This is a genomic window from Helcococcus massiliensis, assembly GCF_900258485.1.
In the GTDB taxonomy this organism is placed as follows: domain Bacteria; phylum Bacillota; class Clostridia; order Tissierellales; family Peptoniphilaceae; genus Helcococcus; species Helcococcus massiliensis.
Genome location: NZ_OGVE01000001.1, coordinates 308779 through 328685, shown reverse-complemented (window position 1 = coordinate 328685; position 19907 = coordinate 308779). Strand labels below are relative to the sequence as shown.

Genomic DNA, 19907 nt, shown 5'->3' with positions numbered 1-19907 from the left:
AAAATAAATAGGTGGAGAAAATATGAAAAAGAAGATAATAATTGGACTGCTTGTAATCGCCTTATTAGGGGCTATGACTTTTTATTTATTAAAACCTGTAAGTGGTCAAAAAATATTTGAAGACTTAGATACCGTGAATGTGCTTACAATTTTAAATATGGAAGATAGTTCTGATAAATTTAATAAACTCTTTACCCAGGCTCAATCAGATGAGCTAGTTAAAGTCTTAAAAGAGGGTAAGTATAAAAATACTAGGGATAGAAGTTTTATTGACAAGTATTCATACTATTTAGAAGGAGTAGTAAAAGATAAGGATAAGATGTATTTTGCAGATATTTCTTTTGCAAATGGATTGATGGAATATTCTTTATCTGATAAGAATACAAAAATAAAACTTGAATACTATAAAGTTGAAAAAGAAACTTATGATAAGTTGATAAATATACTTAATAATCATAAAAGCTATAATAAAAAGGAAAACTAATTATAAGAAGAAAGGAGTTTACATGTTTGAAAAGTATGTATACCCCAAAAAGAAAGAAGTAGGTCTTACTTTATTTGTAAAGGCATTTTCCACTTTGATGGGAATTTTAATACCTACAATATTGAAATATATTATAGATGATGCTGTACCATCTGGCCAAAAAAACATGATAATAGGCTTAGGTCTACTTATGATATTTGTATCTTTCTTAGAATGGCGATATTCTATTAAGGCGAATAGGATGGCTGCAAAGACATCATCTGAAATTATACAAGATATAAGACAAGACTTATTTTCAAGGTCTATATCATTATCATCAAGGCAAATTGATAAATTGGGAATATCATCAATTGAATCAAGACTTACATCAGATACTTATACAGTACATAATTTCTTGGGAACAGCCATGAGAATGGGATCTAGATCAATTATGCTTTTTATTGGTGGTGTTATCTTATGTGTCTTATTAAATCTTAAACTATCATTAATCATTGTATTTTTAATTTTCCCAATATTTTTAACAATTAGATTTATATTTAATAAAACCATGCCTATGTGGAGAAAACTACATAAGCGTCATGATGAAATGGTTCAGGTTATAAGGGAATCAATAAAGGGGATTAAGGTATCTAAAGCCCTGAATAAAGTTGATGATGAAAAAGCTAAGTTTTTTAGAACAAACAAGGCAGTTAGGGACCAAACAATCAAAGCCGTTGATACTAGTGCCTTAACTTCACCAATAGTTAATGTGTTTCTATATTCTGGTTTGGCTGGAGTAATTATCTATGGTGGCTCCATGGTAAAATCTGGAGAAATAAAGGTGGGTATAATAATTGCCTTCATATCATATTTAATGCAGATTGTAGACTCGCTATTTATGATGAACTGGATGTTTAATATCTATTCAAGGTCAATGATTTCGGTAAAAAGAATAGAAGAAATCATATTTATGCCACTTGATGAAAATCAAATAATTGAAAATCCGATTGCTTTACCAGACAAAGATATAAATGTTCCTGAAATAGAATTTAAGAATGTTAGCTTCTCATATGACCAAGAAGAGTATTCCTTAAAAGATGTTTCCTTTAAAATATATCCAGGTCAAACTTTTGCGATAATGGGAGCAACAGGAGCAGGTAAATCCACAGTTATTAGACTTTTAATGAGGCAATATGATGTTGATCAAGGAGAAATTTTAATCAGAGGAGTCAATATTAAAAATCTAAAGCATGATGAATTAAACTCTTTATTTGGATCAGTATTCCAAAAAGACTTTCTTTTCAAGGGAACTATCAAAGAAAATATTGAATTTGGTAGACAAATACCTGATGTAGACCTATACAATGCAACTTTGGCTGCACAAGCTCATGAATTTATCCAAGATAAAGATGATAAGATTTTACATGAATTGGCTTCAAAGGGTGTAAACCTATCTGGTGGACAAAAACAAAGAGTACTCTTATCAAGAGCCTTTGCTGGAGATCCAGAAATATTAATATTAGATGATTCATCCTCAGCTCTAGACTTTAAGACTGAATCAAGATTAAGAAGTGCTATAGATGAAAAATTTGATCATTCAACATCAATTATCATTGCACAAAGAATATCCTCAGTTCTTGATGCAAAACAAATCATGTTTTTAGAAAATGGTAAAATACTCGAAATGGGTGACCATAAATACATGATGGAACATTGTGAACCTTACAAGGAAATTGCTGATATGCAAATCGGTGAAAGAGAGGAGGAAGTCTATGCATGATAAAACAGATGAAAAACAAAAAGTTGATAAAAGAGACTATAAAAAAATTGCTTTAAGGTTACTTAAATACCTATTTACTGAATGGAAATTATTTATTGTAGGATTAACTTTAGTTATTTTATCAAGTGTTTTAGTTTTATTTGGACCTAAACTTTCTGGTGCAGCTATTGCTAGTTTAGAATCTAGTGATTTACAAGCTATAGACTTACACGTAACTTCTAAATATGCAATATTAATGTTGGCTGCTTACTTACTATCTTCTCTTTTTAATTATATTTCAGCAAGAGTTATGGTAAGAGTTTCTGAGAGGGTAGTATTGAATATGACCCAGCAAACTTTTGACAAGATTGTAGACGTGCCAATAGCCTATATAGACACCCACCAGGCAGGTGACTTAGTTTCTAGGATTTCCTATGATATGGACCTGGTTTCAAATACTTTGGCCAATAGTGTAATCACTATAATTACATCTATAATTTCTGTAGTAGGTTCTTTCATAATGATGATGACCATATCACCATATTTATCCTTGATATTTATTTTTGTATTACCTATAACAATTTTATTTACAAATTATAGGATTAAAAAGACTAGGCCACTATTTTCTACAAGATCTAGAAAATTAGGGGAAATGAATGGTTTTGTTGAAGAAATTTTATCTGGACAAAAAACTATTCAAGCATATGAAAAGGAAGACTATTTTTCACAAGAATTTTACAAGAAAAATTCTGGATCTATAGATGCTTATTACAAGGCTGACTATGAAGCTTCCATTAACTTTCCAACTATGATTTTTATTACAAATGCATCAGTTGCCATAGTTTCAATAATAGCTTCCATGCTATATTTAAATGGTTTATTTACACTAGCCTTTCTATCATCCTTTATCTTGTATGCAAGACAATTTTCATTCCCAATTAACAATATAGCTGGGACCTTTGCTGAATTGCAATCATCATTTTCAGCTGCTAATAGGATATTTGTTTTACTTGACCAAGACAACGAAAAGAAAGATGCTGACCATGCTGTAGACCTTAGCAATGTAGAAGGTGATGTTAAATTTGAAAATGTATCATTTGGTTATGATGATGACAAAATGATAATTAAAGACTTTAACTACCATGCTAAGCCAGGATCATTGACTGCTATAGTAGGACATACTGGTGCAGGGAAGACAACCCTTATAAATCTTCTAATGAGATTTTATGATCCACAAGAAGGTGACATCAAAATCGATGGTCATTCATATAAAGATATAACAAGAAAAAGTCAAAGATCTGCCTTTGCCATGGTCCTACAAGAAACCTGGCTGTTTGCAGGTACCATAAGGGAAAATATTGCCTATGGAAAACCAGATGCTAGCGATGAAGAAATAAGAAAAGCTGCAGAAATGGCAAATATTTCAAGCTTTATTGACTTACAAGAAGATGGTTATGATACACTTTTAGAAGAAGATGCAGAAAACCTATCCCAGGGTCAAAAACAGTTGATAACTATTGCTAGAGCCATGTTACTAAATAAGCCAATGCTTATTTTAGATGAGGCTACATCAAATGTTGACTCTAGGACTGAAATACAAACTCAAGATGCTATGAATAAGTTAATGCAAGGAAAAACCTCATTTGTAATAGCTCATAGACTTTCAACAATAAAAAATGCTGATACTATCTTAGTTTTAGAAGCGGGAGAAATTGTAGAACAGGGCAACCACCAAGAATTATTAGAAAAGAAGGGTTACTACTACGACTTATATAATTCTCAATTTCTTAAAGAACAATAATTATTAGTACTAAATAAGTAAACTTATATATTGGAGTAAATCATGGATAAAGAAAAGTTAAAAACTAAGTTTGCTGAAGATAAGGAAAAATTTAAAAGAAAAAAACATTGGATAAAGCCCATATTTGTGGTAACTATATTAATAATTCTACAAGTGTTTTTATTTGTCTGGGTTTACAATAAATTTACTGCAAGAATAAATATTGTTAACTCTTTTTGGACTATAATTAGGTTTATCTTGATAATTTATATATTAAATTTAGATAAGCCTATGGACTATAGGATGGCTTGGATAATACCTATAGCTGCTCTACCATTCTTTGGTATAGCCCTATACCTATTACTTGAAATTATTCCTGGGCCTAAGCAATTAAGCAGAAGACTAAAAAGAATCAAATCAGTAAATATGCAACATTTAGAGCAAGACCCAGAGATTCATGAAGAAATAATAAGCCATAAAAATATTGATTATGGTCTTGATAGATATTTAAATAATATAGCTGGATACCCAATTTATAAAAATTCTAAATTAGATTATTTTACTCAAGGTGAGGACTATTACAAGTCACTTATGGAAGATATTAAGCAAGCTAAAGACTTTATCTTCATAGAATTTTTCATTATCAAGCCAGGGAAAATGCTTGATTCAATTTTGGATTTATTAGAAGAAAAAGTCTTGGAAGGTGTAGATGTTAGGTTTATGTATGATGGTACAAATGATTATCATATTCCCTCTGACTATAAGGCTTATTTAGAATCAAGAGGACTAGAAGTAGTGGTGTTTGCTCCAGTGCTTCCAATATTGTCAACATATCATAATAACAGAGATCATAGGAAGATTATTTCTATAGACAATAAAATTGCCTATACAGGTGGCTTAAACTTAGCTGATGAATATATAAATGAAATAGATAGGTTTGGACATTGGAAAGATAATGGTTTAAGAGTGGAAGGAGATGCTGTTAGAAGTTTTACTGTAATGTTTTTAAACTTATGGGAGCTTTCCAATGGTAAAGAATATACTTTAGAAAGATATCTAAATGAAAACCATGATACTATTTCAAATGCATTCGTTCAACCTTATGATGATTCTCCAAATGATTCCGAAACAGTAGGTGAGAATGTATATGTTGATATATTAAATCAAGCCAAAGACTATTGTTATATAATGACTCCATATTTGATACCATCAGATAGGGTAATAAATGCAATAAAATTTGCAGGTAAAAGAGGTGTTGATGTTAGACTTATGATGCCTGGTAGACCAGATAAAAAAATTCCATTTTGTATGTCAAGATCTTACTACCAGGGGCTTATAGAGTCAGGAGTAAAGATATATGAGTACACCCCAGGATTTTTACATTCTAAGTCTTTTGTTTCTGATGACAAGACTTCTGTTGTAGGAACTGTTAATTTAGATTTTAGGTCTCTACACCTTCACTATGAAAATGGAATCTTGGTATATGATGAAGACTTTGCTTGGACGCTTAAAAATGACTTCATAGATACACAGAGACTATGCCAAGAAATCACCTTATCATCATATAAAGACCTATCTATATTTTATAGGCTGGCAGGAAAGATGCTTAGAATTTTAGCTCCTTTAATGTAACAATAATATTAATCAAATAAAAAACGACCTCTAAAGTTCAAACTCGACTTATAGGAGGTCATTTTTTTTTGTGAATTTTGCTTCATATACATTTCATATTCATATTATATATTGATAAATGCATGGGAGGTATGATGAATATTATAAAAAGATCATACAGGTATATAAGTAGGAATAGTTATAAAACTCTTATATTGTTTATAGCTATGACTTTAATACTATCAAGTTTTTATGCCTGTATAAGCATATTTAAATCAAATGAGAATATAAAGGAAGAGATTTACAAGTCTTCAAATTCTTATTTTGTAATTAGTAAAAAAGATAGAAGTCAATTTAAGGCAAATCAATTAGATAAGATAAAAGAAATTGAAAATGTCAAAGATTTTAGTTTTTACAATCAACTAAATGGACAATTAAAAAATCTAAAAGTTATTGAAAAAGAACAGGCTATCCAAAGAGATGAAATACCTGAAGAATTCAAAAACTTAATTGCAGTAAACTCTGCAAGTGATTCAAGCAAGGATCCTTTATTTGAAAGTGAAAATTTTAAGTTGGTAGATGGTCGACACTTAAACGAAAAAGATGAGAGCAAAATTCTAATTCATAAGGAATTAGCCGATCTTAACAAGTTAAAAGTTAATGACCAAATTGATGTAGATTATTTAAGCAATAATGAATCTAACAATCAAAAAATAAGTAAAAAATATACAATTGTTGGAATTTTTGAAGGTATAAAACAAGAAGAAAATACTGGCTTATCTTCTGATTTTAGTGAAAATACAGTATATACTGATTACAAATCTAGTCAGGAAAGTTCAAATGAAAATAACTATATGTTAAGTAAGGCATATTATTTTGTAAAAAATCCAGAGAAAATAAAGGATACTATGGCAGAAGTTGAAAAATTAATAGGAAAAGATGAATTTGTCATAGAACAAGATGATAAAAACTTTGCAAGTCTATCTGATTCTATTGAATCAACAAGTCAGATAATTAAATTTATGATGATAATTTTAGTTGTTGCAGGCTTAGCAGTTTTACTATTATTATATATGTTTTATGTAAGAGAAAGAATAAATGAAATAGGAATATATCTTTCTCTTGGTATTAGTAAAAAAGAAATACTTGGACAAGTAACCTTAGAAGGATTTATGATTTCTCTACCGAGTTTACTTGTTTCATGGATATCGGGAAATCTGATGGTAAATTCTTTTGTAAAAGGGATAAGTCATATAAATGAAGATATAGGTGATATATCAAGCTTACTTACAAAATCAAGCAGTTTTTATAATATTGAAAACCTAATATACGCTTATCTAATATTGATACTAGTAATAGATTTAGCGGTATTTTTAGCCTTATTCAAATTAATGAGAAGAAAACCGAGAGAAATATTAATACAAATAGATTAGGAGATAAAATGGAAATATTAAAAATGAACAATCTATCATATAGTTATGTTGATAGCAAGGAAAAAGTACTAAATAGAGTGAATTATGCTTTTGAAGAGGGGAAATTTTATGCTATAACTGGTCAGTCAGGAGCAGGTAAAACAACCTTACTATCCCTACTAGCTGGACTAGATAGTCCGACAAAGGGAGAAATATTATTTAAAAATCAAAACATAAAAAATACAGGTTATAGTAACCATAGAAAGCATAATATATCTCTAGTCTTTCAAAATTATAATTTAATTGATTATTTAACACCAATTGAAAATGTCAGACTAGTAGATAAAAATGCTGGTGAAGATATCCTAATGAGAGTTGGTTTAGCTAAAGAACAAATAAATAGAAATGTAATGAAATTATCTGGTGGACAGCAACAAAGGGTAGCCATAGCTCGAGCCTTGGCTTCTGATGCGCCTATTATATTAGCTGATGAGCCAACAGGTAACCTTGATGAAAATACTGGTTTAGATATTATTCATATACTTAAAGAAGCTGCTAGAGAAAAAAATAAATGCGTAATAGTTGTTACCCACAGTAAAACTTTAGCAGACCAAGCAGACCAAGTAATAGAAATCAAAAATAAAAGTATAGTAAATAAATAGAAAGGTATATTATGATAAAAAATTCCTTAGCTTATGTGGTAAGAAAACCCCTAAAGACTTTGATTTTATTCACAATAATACTTGCAATGTCAACTTTAAGTATTGTAAGTTTAGCTATCAAGTCTTCAACTGACAAGGCTAAAAATGAAACATTTAAAAATATTTCAAATAGCTTTATTATGGAAATTAATAGAAGAACAAACCCTGGTACTCCAAGAGGAGCTGGTAATGTAAAGGGTGAAGACCTTAAGAAAATATCAGAAACTGGCCTTATAGATGGCTATGTAAAAAGAATAAGCAGTGTTGCCGACTTGCAAGGATATGACCTGGTAGAATCTGCCGAAACAGCACGAAATCAGAATCCTGAAAGAAAGAAAAACTTCGGAAGAGCTGTTATGGTAACAGGTATAAATGATTCTAGTAAAGAAAATACCTTTGTTTCAGAATCATATAAATTAGTAGAGGGTGACCATATAAAAGATTCTGATACAAATAAAATATTAATGCATAAGGATCTAGCGCAAAAAAACGGCCTAAAAATTGGAGATAAGATTAAATTAAAATCTAATATTTATGATGCTGACAATGTTAAACAAGCAAATGAAACTGTTGAAGTAGAGATAAAGGGCCTATTTGAAGGTCAAAATGCTGGACCGGTAACTGTTAGTCAAGAATTATATCAAAATAATATAATTTCAGATATAAAAACTGCGGCTAACTTATATGGAAATACAGAAGATACTGCTACATATCTTGATTCTACCTTTTACATAAAAGGGGATAAGGATATAGATGAAGTCATGAAGCAAATACAAAAACTTGATATTGATTGGAATTCATATATGCTAGTGAAATCTTCATCAAATTATCCTGTACTTCAAAAGACAATTTCTGGAGTATATGGTTTAACCAACAAGATGTTTATAGCAACAATGGTATTTTCTGGATTGATTATAGGCCTAATACTATTATTATGGATAAATGCTAGAAAGAAAGAAATCGCTATATACTTATCACTTGGCAAAACAAAGATGGAAGTCTTTAGTCAATTTGTCTATGAGTTATTGTTTATATCTATTCCAGCCTTTATATCATCATATTTTGTAGCAGGATATATATCAAAAAATATTGGGGCAAAACTATTGGCACAAGTTACAAATAGTGTAAGTAAAGAGATAGCTAGACAAAGTGGTGGAACTAATTTAGCTAGTGGTGCTGAAGCAGATGGTTTCAATAGGACACTAACTAGTTTGGATGTTGAAGTTTTAAGTAAACACTTGCTTTATGTATTTGCAATAGGATTAGTTATTTTATCAATATCTTTGATACTTGCATCAATAAAAACAATGAAAAAGAGTCCAAAAGAATTACTTACTGAGATAAAATAGTTTTAATCTTCTATATAAAGCTATATAATTGTTTTATAAAGATAATGGAGAGATAAATGAGAATACTAATAGCAGAAGATGAAAAAAATATAAGAGAAGGACTGGCAGAATTTTTAATCGATTGTGGTTATCAGATTTACCAGGCAGAGGATGGACAGCAAGGTCTAGAAATATTTAAAAAAGAAAAAATAGACTTAGCCTTACTAGATATTAAAATGCCTCATATGACAGGTATAGAATTGTTGAAAGAAATTAGAAAAACTAGTGACATACCTGTCCTCTTTCTAACAGCTTATAATGATGAAGATTATAAGCTTCAAGCATTTTCTGCTTTAGTAGATGGTTATATAGAAAAGCCTTTTTCGTTGAGGCTAGTTAAGGTTAGAATAGAAGCCCTTATAAAGAAACATTATAAAAATAAAGACTTATTCCAATATAAAAACGTCGAAGTTGACTTTGAAAGTTACAAGGCCTTTTTAGATGGAAAAGAAGTAGATATGAATGCAAAAGAATTTGAAATCCTTCATTTCCTACTTGAAAACAAGGATAGAGTTTTAACCAGAGACCAAATTTTAGATAATGTATGGAAAGATTCGGATGATATTCCATATGATAGGGTAATAGATGTCTATATAAAAGAATTGAGAAAAAAGCTTAAGTTAGATTGTATAGTCACTATAAGGAATGTAGGTTACAAATTGGAGCTGAAATGAAAAAAATAAAATTATTTCCTAAGATATTCATACTTACATTTTCAATATTAAGTATACTGACCTTGTTTATACACGTAATAGTTTATACTGTATTTCCTAAAATATATATAAAGGATATAAAGGATAATGTAGCTATTAAGGCTGATGATTTATCTAAGAGCTTAAATAATAAAGATATTGATTTAATCAAGGATACTTTAGAAATATATTCTCAAAATAGCAAGGTCAAGGCTTATATACAAGATGTCGAAACCTTTGATTTTTCTGTTCCTGGTGATATTGTTGTAGATCCTGAAAGTAATAGTCATTCTGTAGTTATAGAAAAAAGATCAATTGTAGCTAAAGATGGGAAAGAATATGATATACAATTTATTTCCGCAACAGATATTAAAAAAGATGCTAGAGATTTAAGTTTACAATTTTTACCATATTCAATATTTTTCTCCTTTTTCTTTTCTATAGTTACTGCTTATATTTATAGTAAAATGATTGTATCACCAATCTTAGATATAAAAGATGTTACCAATAGGATGATGAAAATAGATAGGGAAGCTAAATTAAAAGTGAATTCCAATGATGAAATTGGAGATTTAAAAAATCAAATAAATGTTCTCTACCAAAGGCTACTTGGTGTCATAGATGACTTAGATGAGAAAAATAAGGCCATGCTAGATTTAGAAAAGAAAAAGGTTGATTTTTTAAGGGCTACATCTCATGAATTAAAAACACCTTTGTCTAGTCTGAATGTAATCCTAGAAAATATGCGTTACAATATTGGTAAATATAAGGATAGGGATAAATATTTAGATGAGTCCTTACAAATAGTGGACAATCTATCAAAAATGATTATTGAAATTATTTCTTTATCAAGCCTACATGAGCTTGAAGAAATAGACAGTCATTGTCCTATAAAAACGAGTGTAGAAGAAGTGATTTCAGAATATGAAATTCTACAGAAAGATAAAGCTATAAATTTACAAGTAAATATAAATGATCAAATAAGCACCATGTCTCCATTCTCATTGAAAAAAGTATTAACTAATTTATATGGTAATGCTATTAAATATACTTTCGAAAAGGGACTAATTAAAATCTATAGTGAAAATATTGGGGACAGAGACTATTTAGTGGTTGAAAATACTGGCCCAACAATGACTAAGGAAGAGATAAAAGATTCCTTTAATTTATTCTATTCAAATGATAATGATAAGGGAAATGGACTAGGTTTATTTATAGTTAAAAATATACTTGAAAAATATAATAAAGACTATAAGTTTACAAGTACAAATGATGGAATGAAATTCCAATTTGAAATATAAATTAAAAGAAAGCTAGCAGATAGACTAATCTATCTGCTAGTTTTTATGCTATCCTTCTATAAAAAATTCTAAACAATTTTCTAGATATTTCTTCCATGCTTTTTCACTATGATTTTCATCTTTTCCGACAACTAATTTATAATTACTTATTCCCTTAGCTAATAAATAGCTCATAAATTTATTTGTTTCATTTATGTAGGCTTGGCTTAAGTCCTTATCTTCCTCTTTAGTCTTATCATTGTAACCTTCTTTGTCCCCTACATAAATAAAATACTTTGAATTTCTATTTAGTTCATATTGGTCAATGAATTCAATAAAGTCTATAGGATTTGCCATAAATGAAGCTAATGAAAATATGCCGTAATTAGAAAAAATATCTTTATATTTAGCTGCATACGAAGCAGTCATAAATCCTCCCATAGATGAACCTATCAGGGACCTTGCTGATTTATCTTTTTTAACAGGATAATTATCTTCAATATATGGGATTATATTGTTAATAAAAAAATCATCAAATTCTATGTGCCTAGATTTTATAACTTTATCCTTGTGAGTCGCATCATAAGGCAGGTATTCAGAAATCCTATTTTCTCCCGCATGGGATATACCTACCGCTATATAGTCATCTATATTTAATTTATCAAAACTTTCTTCAACACCCCAATTTTCTAGAGTATATTCACTTTTATCAAAGGTCGACTGTCCATCAAAGAAATATATAGTTTTATATTTAATATTCGGATCAAAATTACTTGGTCTCAAAATATACAAGGGTCTTATACTTCCATCATAATATTTGTAATCTAAAATTTCTAATTCCATTAAATCCTCCTCGAAAATAATTAATATATTTTAGTGCTATAATAATATTAGAATATAATTGTATAGAAGGTGTGAAGAATGAAAACTATTTTGATGAATATGGTAAGAATAATTAAAGAAAATGAAGTCTTAGTGTTAGACAAGAAAAAGAAATATGGCTGGGAGGGCCTGACTTTTCCAGGTGGTAAGGTGGAGCCTGGTGAATCCGTCTATGATTCTTGTATAAGAGAAGCTAAAGAAGAAACTAATTTAGACGTAAGTGATTTAGAATTTAATGGTATAATCCATTGGATTGATTTGGATAATGATAGTAGGGACCTGGGGCTGCTTTACACCGCTAACAAATTTTCTGGAGACCTTGTAGAAAATAATAGGGAAGGGAAACTATTTTTTGAAGACTATAAAAATTTTGAAACAATGGCGGGAAAAAGTGATAGTATGGAATATATCTTAGATATCTATAAAGGTAAATATTTTGAAGTGGTATTGACGTATAAAGATCAAAAACTAATTAAGGAAGAATTTAAATAATATAAGGAGAAGATATGAAATTAGAATTATGTGTAGAAAATATACAAGGAGCAGTAGAGGCTCAAAAGAACAAGTTTGATTCAATAGAGATTAATTCTGCCTTACATCTTGGAGGTCTGACACCTTCTATGGGCCTTATAAAAGAGTTAAGTAAATTAAAAGACATAGAGAAAAATGTAATGATAAGACCTAGGTCTGGTGGTTTTATATATTCTGAAGATGAATACAAGCTTATGCTAAGTGATCTTAAGGAAATGAATGATTTAGATATTGATGGGATAGTTTTTGGTTTTTTAAATGAAGATTTAACTATAGACATGGAAAGGACCAAAGAATTTGTAGACCTAATACATGAAGCTGGTAAAAAAGCAATATTTCACAGGGCTATAGATAATTGCCTTGATTATGAAGAAACTATAAAACAATTGATTGACCTGCATGTAGATAGGATTTTAACATCTGGTCAAAAAGAAAAGGCTATAGAAGCAAAAGATATGCTTGCTAGAATGCAAGCCTTATATGGAGACAAAATAGAAATAGTTGTTGGGGCAGGCGTAGGTCCAGATAATATAATAGACTTATTAGATTCAACTGAAGTTGTTTACTATCATGCTTCAGCAAGAGTAAAATCCTTGGATATGTCATCTGCAATAAATGTGGATTATTCTTTAGGTGATTTTGATTACTATGGTGTAGATTTAGAAAAAATAAAAGCTTTAGCTGAATTAAAGAAAAAACTGCTTGAAAATTTATAAGAAAAATATATTTTTGATGAAATTTAATCTTGTTACAAAGTATTTAAATAGGGTATAATTTCATTGTGAGGTAATATGAAAAATATAGTAACAAGTCCATCAAACGATTTAATTAAAAAGGTGAATAAACTTAGAAGAAAAAAGTACAGAAAAGAATACTCTTCATTTGTTATTGAAAGTAAAAAACTTATCGAGGAAGCATTTTTATCTGGCTTAGAAGTAGAGGAAGTTTTAATAAGGTCCGACAAAGACTTCTTAAATTATCCTACTAACTATACTTTTATTGAAGAAGACTTGTTCAATAAAATATCTTCTTTGGTTACTCCTGATGGATACATGGCTATAGTGAAGATGAAAGAAACTACTTTAATTTCAGATAGAATCCTAGTCTTAGATAAGATACAAGATCCAGGTAATATGGGGACTCTGATCAGGTCCGCAGAAGCTTTTGCCTTCAACAAGATAATTTCTATTTCCTCCGTAGACTTTTACAATGAAAAAGTTTTAAGATCAAGTATGGGATCAATATTTAGGTTAAATTTACATGAAAAATCTTATGATTTTTTAAAAGGATTAGACCAATACCAAATATATATAGCAGACATGGATGGTAAAGACTTTAGAAAAGAGTCCTATCCTGATAAATTATGTCTGGTAATAGGTAATGAAGGTAGGGGGATCTCTAAAGAAATAGAAAACCTTGCCGATAAAACAATAAAGATTCCAATGCAAGGACAGATAGAATCATTAAATGCAGGAGTTTCAGGCTCTATTTTAATGGCGTCAATGGTAAAAAATATTTAGGAGGAATAATGGGTTTAGCAATTGTTTTAGGAATAGTAGTATTGTTAGCAATATTTGTAGTATCAAACTACAATGGACTAGTAAGATTAAGAGAAATGGTAAGAAATGCGATGGGGCAAATATCAGCCCAAATTGAATCAAGATGGGATGCAGTATCTAACCTGATTGAAGCTACAAAGCAATATTCTAGCCATGAAGCTGAAGTCTTAAGAGATATTACAGCAAGTAGAAGTGGAATTAATAAAGACTCAAGTGCAAGGGAAGTAGAGCAAGATGATGCAAAATTTGATAGTGTAATGAGACAAATCAATGTAGTTGCTGAAGCTTATCCTGACTTAAAGGCATCTGAAGTTTACACAAATACTATGAATTCAGTAAACAAGTATGAAGAAAATGTACGTATGTCAAGAATGGTATACAATGACACAGTTACAAAGTTAAATAGTAAAATACAAATGTTCCCAACAAATATAATAGCATCCATGTTTGGATTTACTAAGGAAGAATATTTCAAATCATCAAGTGAAAAAGCAAATATGCCAAGTTGGTCATAATATGAAAAAAAGACTCACTCAAATATTCCTAGCCTTTGTGCTAATCTTTTCTTTGATGGGAGTTGATACTACAAAGGCTGGGACTATTCAGTCTATTGATTTAGACGCAACTATTCATAAGGATGGATCTGTAACTATAAAAGATACAAGAACCTTCTCTGTAGATGAAGGGACAGAACATTATCTTAATTTTGCAAATCTTGGTGAATCAGAGCTGCTTTCATATGTTGTATATGATGAGTCTGGTAATAAACTAGAAGATATTGGAGAATGGGATATAGATGCCTCTAGAGAAGAAAAAGCAGGAAAATATGGTGTAAATTATACTAGTGATGGTTTTGAAATTTGTTTTGGCTTTGGTGAATATGGCCAACATACTTTTACTATAGAATACACCTTGTCCAACTTTATTTTTAATTTAGAAGATGGCAAGCAAGCTTTTTACTGGTCATTTCTAAATAAAGGAATGGATCCAATTGACCAAGCTACTTTAACAATCCATGATGAAATGAATACTACATTTGAGTATCCCCAAGTTAAAATATGGGGGTTTGGCTATGTAGGTCAAACCAAAATTGAAGGTCAAGAATTAAAAAGTTGGACTACTGAGTCAATGTTCAGCAGTAACTATATGGTGGTCTTATCAATTTTTGATAGTCCCTTGTATGAAATTTCAAACAAGCAAGATATAACTAGTAGAGAACTTATAGATAAGGCTTTAGATGGGGCTTCATATAATGAAGAATCAGGTGATGGATCTTCAACTATAGAAGATAACAATTATTATCGAAGAAATGATTCATCAAGAGATTTCTTTTTCTTGATTCCTTTTATAGGATTTGCAACTTTTTTTGCTATGCTACGTCCTTTATTGAATAGTAATGGCATAAAGAAATTAGCATATAAACCTAGCAAAGATGTAAATTATTATAGGGAAATACCACACAAACCATTTGAAGATACTTATCTTTTAACTGAAAGTAGATTACAAGATCTTTTATCTGCCTTTGTATTAAAGTGGATCTTTGAAGGAAGGATTCAAGAGCAAAAAGATGAAAGTGGATTTATTTTCAAAAAAGAAAAAGTAAATCTTCAAATTGTAGATTTAAGCCCTATTGCAAATGAAATAGAAAATGAACTATTTTTCATGATTTTAAGTGCATCAGGCAAGGATCATTTACTAACAGAAAAAGAATTTTCAAACTATGTTAAAAATAATAGTAGTAAGGTTACTTCGTGGTTAAATAAGGTAGAACAAAAATCACAAGACTTTTTGATTGATAATAACTATTATGATTTAAAGACTGAAAAAGTTCTTTGGATGAAAAAAGAAAAATATGAACTAAATGAAGAAGGTAAAAGACTTACTGATAATATCTATGGATTTAAGAAGTACTTAGAAGAGTACTCACTAGTAAGTGAAAGATCAACTTCGGAAGTTCGTCTGTGGAATGATTATTTAGTATGGGCTTCTTATTTAGGAATCGCCGAAAAAGTTTACAAGGAATTTGAAGTAGTAAATCCTGAATATGTCCACAATAACTGGGATATTTACTATACATTTAGAATGGTAAACGCATTTTCACGAGCAGCCAACAGATCATATTCATCTGCCAGACAGGCATCCTTCTCAGGTAGTGGAGGAGGTACTTTCACTGGTGGAGGAGGCGGATCCTTCGGTGGTGGATTTGGTGGCGGAAGCCGTTAATTAATAAATTAAATATTGTGTATAAAACTCTTTTAATCTATTATGGATTGAAAGAGTTTTTTTGTTTGAATTTTAAAGCACCAATGATTAATATATCCTATAATTAAATAAGAAATAATAATATTTATAATTTTGTAATAAATTGTTAGTTAAAAAGTAAAAGTTACTTGTTAATATGATAGTGGAGGTTGATATGTCAGAATATAAAATACTAGTTGCAGAGGATGATAAGGCTATAAGAGATTCAATAGGAATATATCTTAAAAATGCAAATTATCAAGTATTGTATGCGGAAGATGGCTTGCAGGCTGTAGAAAAATTTAAAAAAGAAGAAATTGACTTGATAATTATGGACTTAATGATGCCTAATATGACTGGTGAAGAGGCTATAGTAAAACTAAGAGAAATCTCTTATGTTCCAATCATAATCTTATCAGCTAAGGGAGAAGATTATGATAAGGTTTTGGGACTTGATATTGGGGCTGATGATTATATAACCAAGCCATTTAACCCCTTAGAATTAGTTGCTAGAGTTAAGTCGAACCTAAGAAGATTTTATTCATACAAGGATAAAAGTAAACAAGTAAGCAATGGTTCAAATATTCAAATTGGAAATCTGATTTTAAATGAATATGAAAAGAATATAGAAGTAAATGGAGATATTGTTGCCTTAACTCAAATTGAATATGGTATTTTGGAACTTTTGATGTCTTCTCCTAATAGGGTATTTACAAGTGATGAAATCTATGAACATGTATGGGGAGAGTATGCCTTAGATACTAAGACTGTCACTGTTCATATAAGAAGAATCAGAGAAAAAATTGAAATAGACCCTAATAAACCAGAATATTTACAAGTTGTATGGGGGATTGGCTACAAATTTGTAGATCCAAGTAGGAGGTAAGATGAATAATAAAAATAAGGCCTATAGCAGACCTATTATATTTTCAATCCTAGGGCTAATAATCTTAATATTTTCTCTAGGAATTGTGAATGTAGACATAAGTCAGTATACCAAAGCTGATATAGGAGCTTCTCCAGAAGTTATGAACCAATTAGCTAATTTGAGAAGCCAATTAGAACGTAATGGAAATGATATTTTTGGACTGAATGATATTGAGTATCAAGGGAAAAATGAAATAATTTCTAATAGACCATTTACCAAAGATTATATGGACAAACACAACTTTGAATTGGTTGTGAAAACAAATATGGATGAAATTTTAGGTTTTGAGAGTGAAGATGAATATAAAGAATATTTAGCATTCAGAAATGCTAGTGTAAATAAATTGGTAACTTATGACAAAGCTGAAGATGAAGAATTAGTAAATGTAGAAAGAAATACAATAAAAAAATATGATTCAACAAGTGATTTTTCTAGTATAGAAGATATCTCTAGTGCTTATGCTGAGAAATCGATTTTAATAATAGGACTAAAAAAATCGGGAGATGAAGAGCCTACAGTTTTAACTAACAAAGATGATTTTAAAGATGATAAGATAAAATCATACGCAGAAAATATAATTAAAGACTTTAATTATATTTTTAAGGACAATGATGAAAGTAAAAATTTAGAACTTATAAGTTTTTATGATCTTAATGAAAATAGTTTTTTATTTAGGTCTCAAGAGCAATATATAAATACTGGGAATATATTAATTAAGATTTTAGGGGGGACCTTAGCTTTTACTTTAATTATTTTCATATATATTATGGCCTTGAACTATCATAAACTTAAGGAAAATGATGTTTTTGAAGGTTTGAAAAGAATTCCTATTGAAGTAGTTATAATTTCATTACCAATTATTTTAGTAGTAGCTATTAGTCTATTAAAAAATATTGTAGATAGTAGTCAAATCACGGATATAATATATAGGATATTTGAAAATAAGTTAGTTTTCACTTTAACTTTAACTGTAGCTTTTACAGTTTTGACAATGCTTATTACTTATTTCTCACTAGGACTTAAATCTATATATTACAAAGGTTACAAAACATTTTTAATACAAAATTCTATTATATACAAAATAGGATCTTGGATTGTTAGAAAGATAAAGACTATGGTACTGTCCTTTTTAAGACTAGTAGATATAAGTGATAGAAAAGTATTTGTTGGAATCTTTGCTTTAATACTTGGATTTTGGTTTATATTTTCCGTCTTGTTATTTAATTCGCCAAGAGTTTTTGTAATAGGGCTTATACCCCTACTAATTTTTTTCAAGATAGCTAAAAAGATATATGGTGATATTAGAGAAATACAAAGCATAAGTGAGGAATATTCAGTAGGAAATTATGAATCAAGAGTTTCAGAAGAAAATTCTCTAAAAAAATTATCAGCTAATATAAATAAGGCGGGAGAATCTCTAGAAACAGCTGTAGAAAAACAAATAGAGTCACAAAGAATGAAGACTGAATTGGTAACAAATGTCAGCCACGATTTAAAGACTCCTTTGACATCTATCATTAACTATTCACAATTGATAAATGATGAAAATACAGATATTGAAGATGTAAAAAAATATGCTGAAACTATTCATCAAAAATCATTGAGGCTTAAGGCTTTGATAGAGTCGCTTTTTGAAGTATCAAAGTTAAATTCTAACAATGTAGATTTACATTTTACAGACATAGATTTGAGAGAAATCTTTAATCAAGCCTTGGGAGAGTGGATAGATAAATTTGAAGATAAGGAATTAGAATTAATAGTGAATATTCCAGATGAAGAAGAAATAGTATCTCTAGATGGTCAGCAAACTTATAGAATATTTGAAAATGTCTTTTCAAATATATATAAATATGCTTTAGAAGGTACCAGAGTTTATATGGATATGAAGGATAAGACAATAACTATTAAAAATATATCAAAATATGCCTTAAATATATCTCCATCTGAACTAATGGAAAGATTTAAAAGAGGAGACGAGTCAAGAAACACTGAAGGATCAGGCTTAGGTTTATCTATAGCATCATCACTAACAGACCTACAAAATGGTAGATTTACTATAGATATAATTGGTGACTTATTTATAGTAAAAATAGAATTTTAATAAAAAAGATCTTTGTTAATATTAATCTATTAGCAAAGATCTTTTCTTCTATTTTAAGATAATTGGTCTACTCTTTCTTCTACATTTACTGCTGTGTTTGGAATATACTTATAATATTCTTGGTCAAAAAGTTCAGAGTTGAAGATGAAATCAGCACCGGTTGGAGATTGGGCTGTTGGTACATCGTAAAGGACTGCTGTCCTTAACAAAGCTTTAACATCAGGATCATGTGGTTGGGCCGACATGGGATCCCAAAAGAATATTAAAATGTCAATTTCTCCATTGGCTATAGCAGCTCCAATTTGTTGGTCTCCGCCTAAGGGACCACTGAAATAAGATTTAATTTCCAAGTCAAAATTTTCTCTAATAATAGTAGAAGTAGTACCTGTTCCACATAAGCTATGTTTTTTTAAGATATCAATTTTATCATACATCCAAGCAAATAATTCAGTCTTGGTGTCATCATGAGCTACAAGCGCTATTCTTTTCTTTTTAGGAACTAATACTTTTACATATGGTGTGTGCATATTTCCTCCTATTCTTTTATATTATTATATATTATTTTGACTGTATAATACA

General features: G+C 29.7%; 18 protein-coding genes. 16 read left to right on the top strand and 2 right to left on the bottom strand.

What is annotated here, in order from left to right:
- Positions 1–22: 22 nt before the first annotated feature.
- The 9 genes from C4Q29_RS01540 (at position 23) to C4Q29_RS01500 (ending at position 11107) form a co-directional block, all read left to right on the top strand.
- The gene (locus C4Q29_RS01540; RefSeq protein ID WP_103981066.1) at positions 23–484 is read left to right on the top strand and encodes a hypothetical protein; all 462 of its coding nucleotides are present in this window, start codon (positions 23–25) and stop codon (positions 482–484) included.
- A gap of 22 nt (positions 485–506) precedes the next feature.
- Positions 507–2243, top strand: a complete 1737-nt coding sequence (locus tag C4Q29_RS01535) for an ABC transporter ATP-binding protein (protein ID WP_103981065.1) — start codon at positions 507–509, stop codon at positions 2241–2243.
- Positions 2236–4023 (top strand): ABC transporter ATP-binding protein, encoded by a 1788-nt coding sequence (locus C4Q29_RS01530; protein WP_103981064.1) that lies wholly within the window; start codon positions 2236–2238, stop codon positions 4021–4023. Before C4Q29_RS01535 ends, C4Q29_RS01530 begins: the two co-directional genes overlap by 8 nt.
- A gap of 42 nt (positions 4024–4065) precedes the next feature.
- Positions 4066–5634: a cardiolipin synthase gene (gene cls, locus C4Q29_RS01525; protein WP_103981063.1), complete on the top strand. Its 1569-nt coding sequence runs from the start codon at positions 4066–4068 to the stop codon at positions 5632–5634.
- A 134-nt stretch (positions 5635–5768) separates the two neighbouring features.
- On the top strand, positions 5769–7046 hold the full coding sequence (locus C4Q29_RS01520; RefSeq protein WP_159459184.1) for an ABC transporter permease: 1278 nt from the start codon (positions 5769–5771) through the stop codon (positions 7044–7046).
- Between the two features lie 8 nt (positions 7047–7054).
- Positions 7055–7687: an ABC transporter ATP-binding protein gene (locus tag C4Q29_RS01515; RefSeq protein WP_103981061.1), complete on the top strand. Its 633-nt coding sequence runs from the start codon at positions 7055–7057 to the stop codon at positions 7685–7687.
- A gap of 11 nt (positions 7688–7698) precedes the next feature.
- Positions 7699–9075, top strand: a complete 1377-nt coding sequence (locus C4Q29_RS01510; protein ID WP_103981060.1) for an ABC transporter permease — start codon at positions 7699–7701, stop codon at positions 9073–9075.
- Positions 9076–9131: 56 nt separating this feature from the next.
- Positions 9132–9788 (top strand): response regulator transcription factor, encoded by a 657-nt coding sequence (locus C4Q29_RS01505; RefSeq protein ID WP_103981059.1) that lies wholly within the window; start codon positions 9132–9134, stop codon positions 9786–9788.
- A complete protein-coding gene (locus C4Q29_RS01500; RefSeq protein WP_103981058.1) occupies positions 9785–11107 on the top strand; it encodes a HAMP domain-containing sensor histidine kinase in 1323 nt (440 codons plus the stop codon). The genes C4Q29_RS01505 and C4Q29_RS01500 overlap by 4 nt, the downstream gene beginning before the upstream one ends.
- A 48-nt stretch (positions 11108–11155) precedes the next feature.
- Here the strand turns inward: C4Q29_RS01500 and C4Q29_RS01495 are convergent, their stop codons facing one another.
- The gene (locus tag C4Q29_RS01495; protein ID WP_103981057.1) at positions 11156–11929 is read right to left on the bottom strand and encodes an alpha/beta hydrolase; all 774 of its coding nucleotides are present in this window, start codon (positions 11927–11929) and stop codon (positions 11156–11158) included.
- 78 nt (positions 11930–12007) lie between these two features.
- Between C4Q29_RS01495 and C4Q29_RS01490 the strand changes: the two genes are divergently transcribed.
- The 7 genes from C4Q29_RS01490 to C4Q29_RS01460 all read left to right on the top strand — a co-directional run bounded on the left by C4Q29_RS01490 (position 12008) and on the right by C4Q29_RS01460 (position 19328).
- Positions 12008–12460 carry an 8-oxo-dGTP diphosphatase gene (locus tag C4Q29_RS01490; protein WP_103981056.1) on the top strand — a complete coding sequence of 151 codons (453 nt, stop codon included), beginning with the start codon at positions 12008–12010 and terminating at the stop codon, positions 12458–12460.
- Positions 12461–12474: 14 nt separating this feature from the next.
- Positions 12475–13215, top strand: a complete 741-nt coding sequence (locus C4Q29_RS01485) for a copper homeostasis protein CutC (RefSeq protein WP_103981055.1) — start codon at positions 12475–12477, stop codon at positions 13213–13215.
- A 75-nt stretch (positions 13216–13290) separates the two neighbouring features.
- On the top strand, positions 13291–14019 hold the full coding sequence (locus C4Q29_RS01480; protein WP_103981054.1) for a TrmH family RNA methyltransferase: 729 nt from the start codon (positions 13291–13293) through the stop codon (positions 14017–14019).
- Positions 14020–14027: 8 nt separating this feature from the next.
- Positions 14028–14573, top strand: a complete 546-nt coding sequence (locus C4Q29_RS01475) for a LemA family protein (protein WP_200813096.1) — start codon at positions 14028–14030, stop codon at positions 14571–14573.
- Between the two features lies 1 nt (position 14574).
- The gene (locus C4Q29_RS01470; RefSeq protein ID WP_103981052.1) at positions 14575–16281 is read left to right on the top strand and encodes a DUF2207 family protein; all 1707 of its coding nucleotides are present in this window, start codon (positions 14575–14577) and stop codon (positions 16279–16281) included.
- A gap of 193 nt (positions 16282–16474) precedes the next feature.
- Positions 16475–17185: a response regulator transcription factor gene (locus C4Q29_RS01465; protein ID WP_103981051.1), complete on the top strand. Its 711-nt coding sequence runs from the start codon at positions 16475–16477 to the stop codon at positions 17183–17185.
- A 1-nt stretch (position 17186) separates the two neighbouring features.
- The gene (locus C4Q29_RS01460) at positions 17187–19328 is read left to right on the top strand and encodes a sensor histidine kinase (RefSeq protein WP_103981050.1); all 2142 of its coding nucleotides are present in this window, start codon (positions 17187–17189) and stop codon (positions 19326–19328) included.
- 53 nt (positions 19329–19381) lie between these two features.
- On the opposite strand, the gene C4Q29_RS01455 is transcribed toward C4Q29_RS01460, so the two are convergent.
- Positions 19382–19855, bottom strand: coding sequence for a methylglyoxal synthase (locus tag C4Q29_RS01455; protein WP_103981049.1), 474 nt, complete (start codon positions 19853–19855; stop codon positions 19382–19384).
- Positions 19856–19907 lie beyond the last annotated feature (52 nt).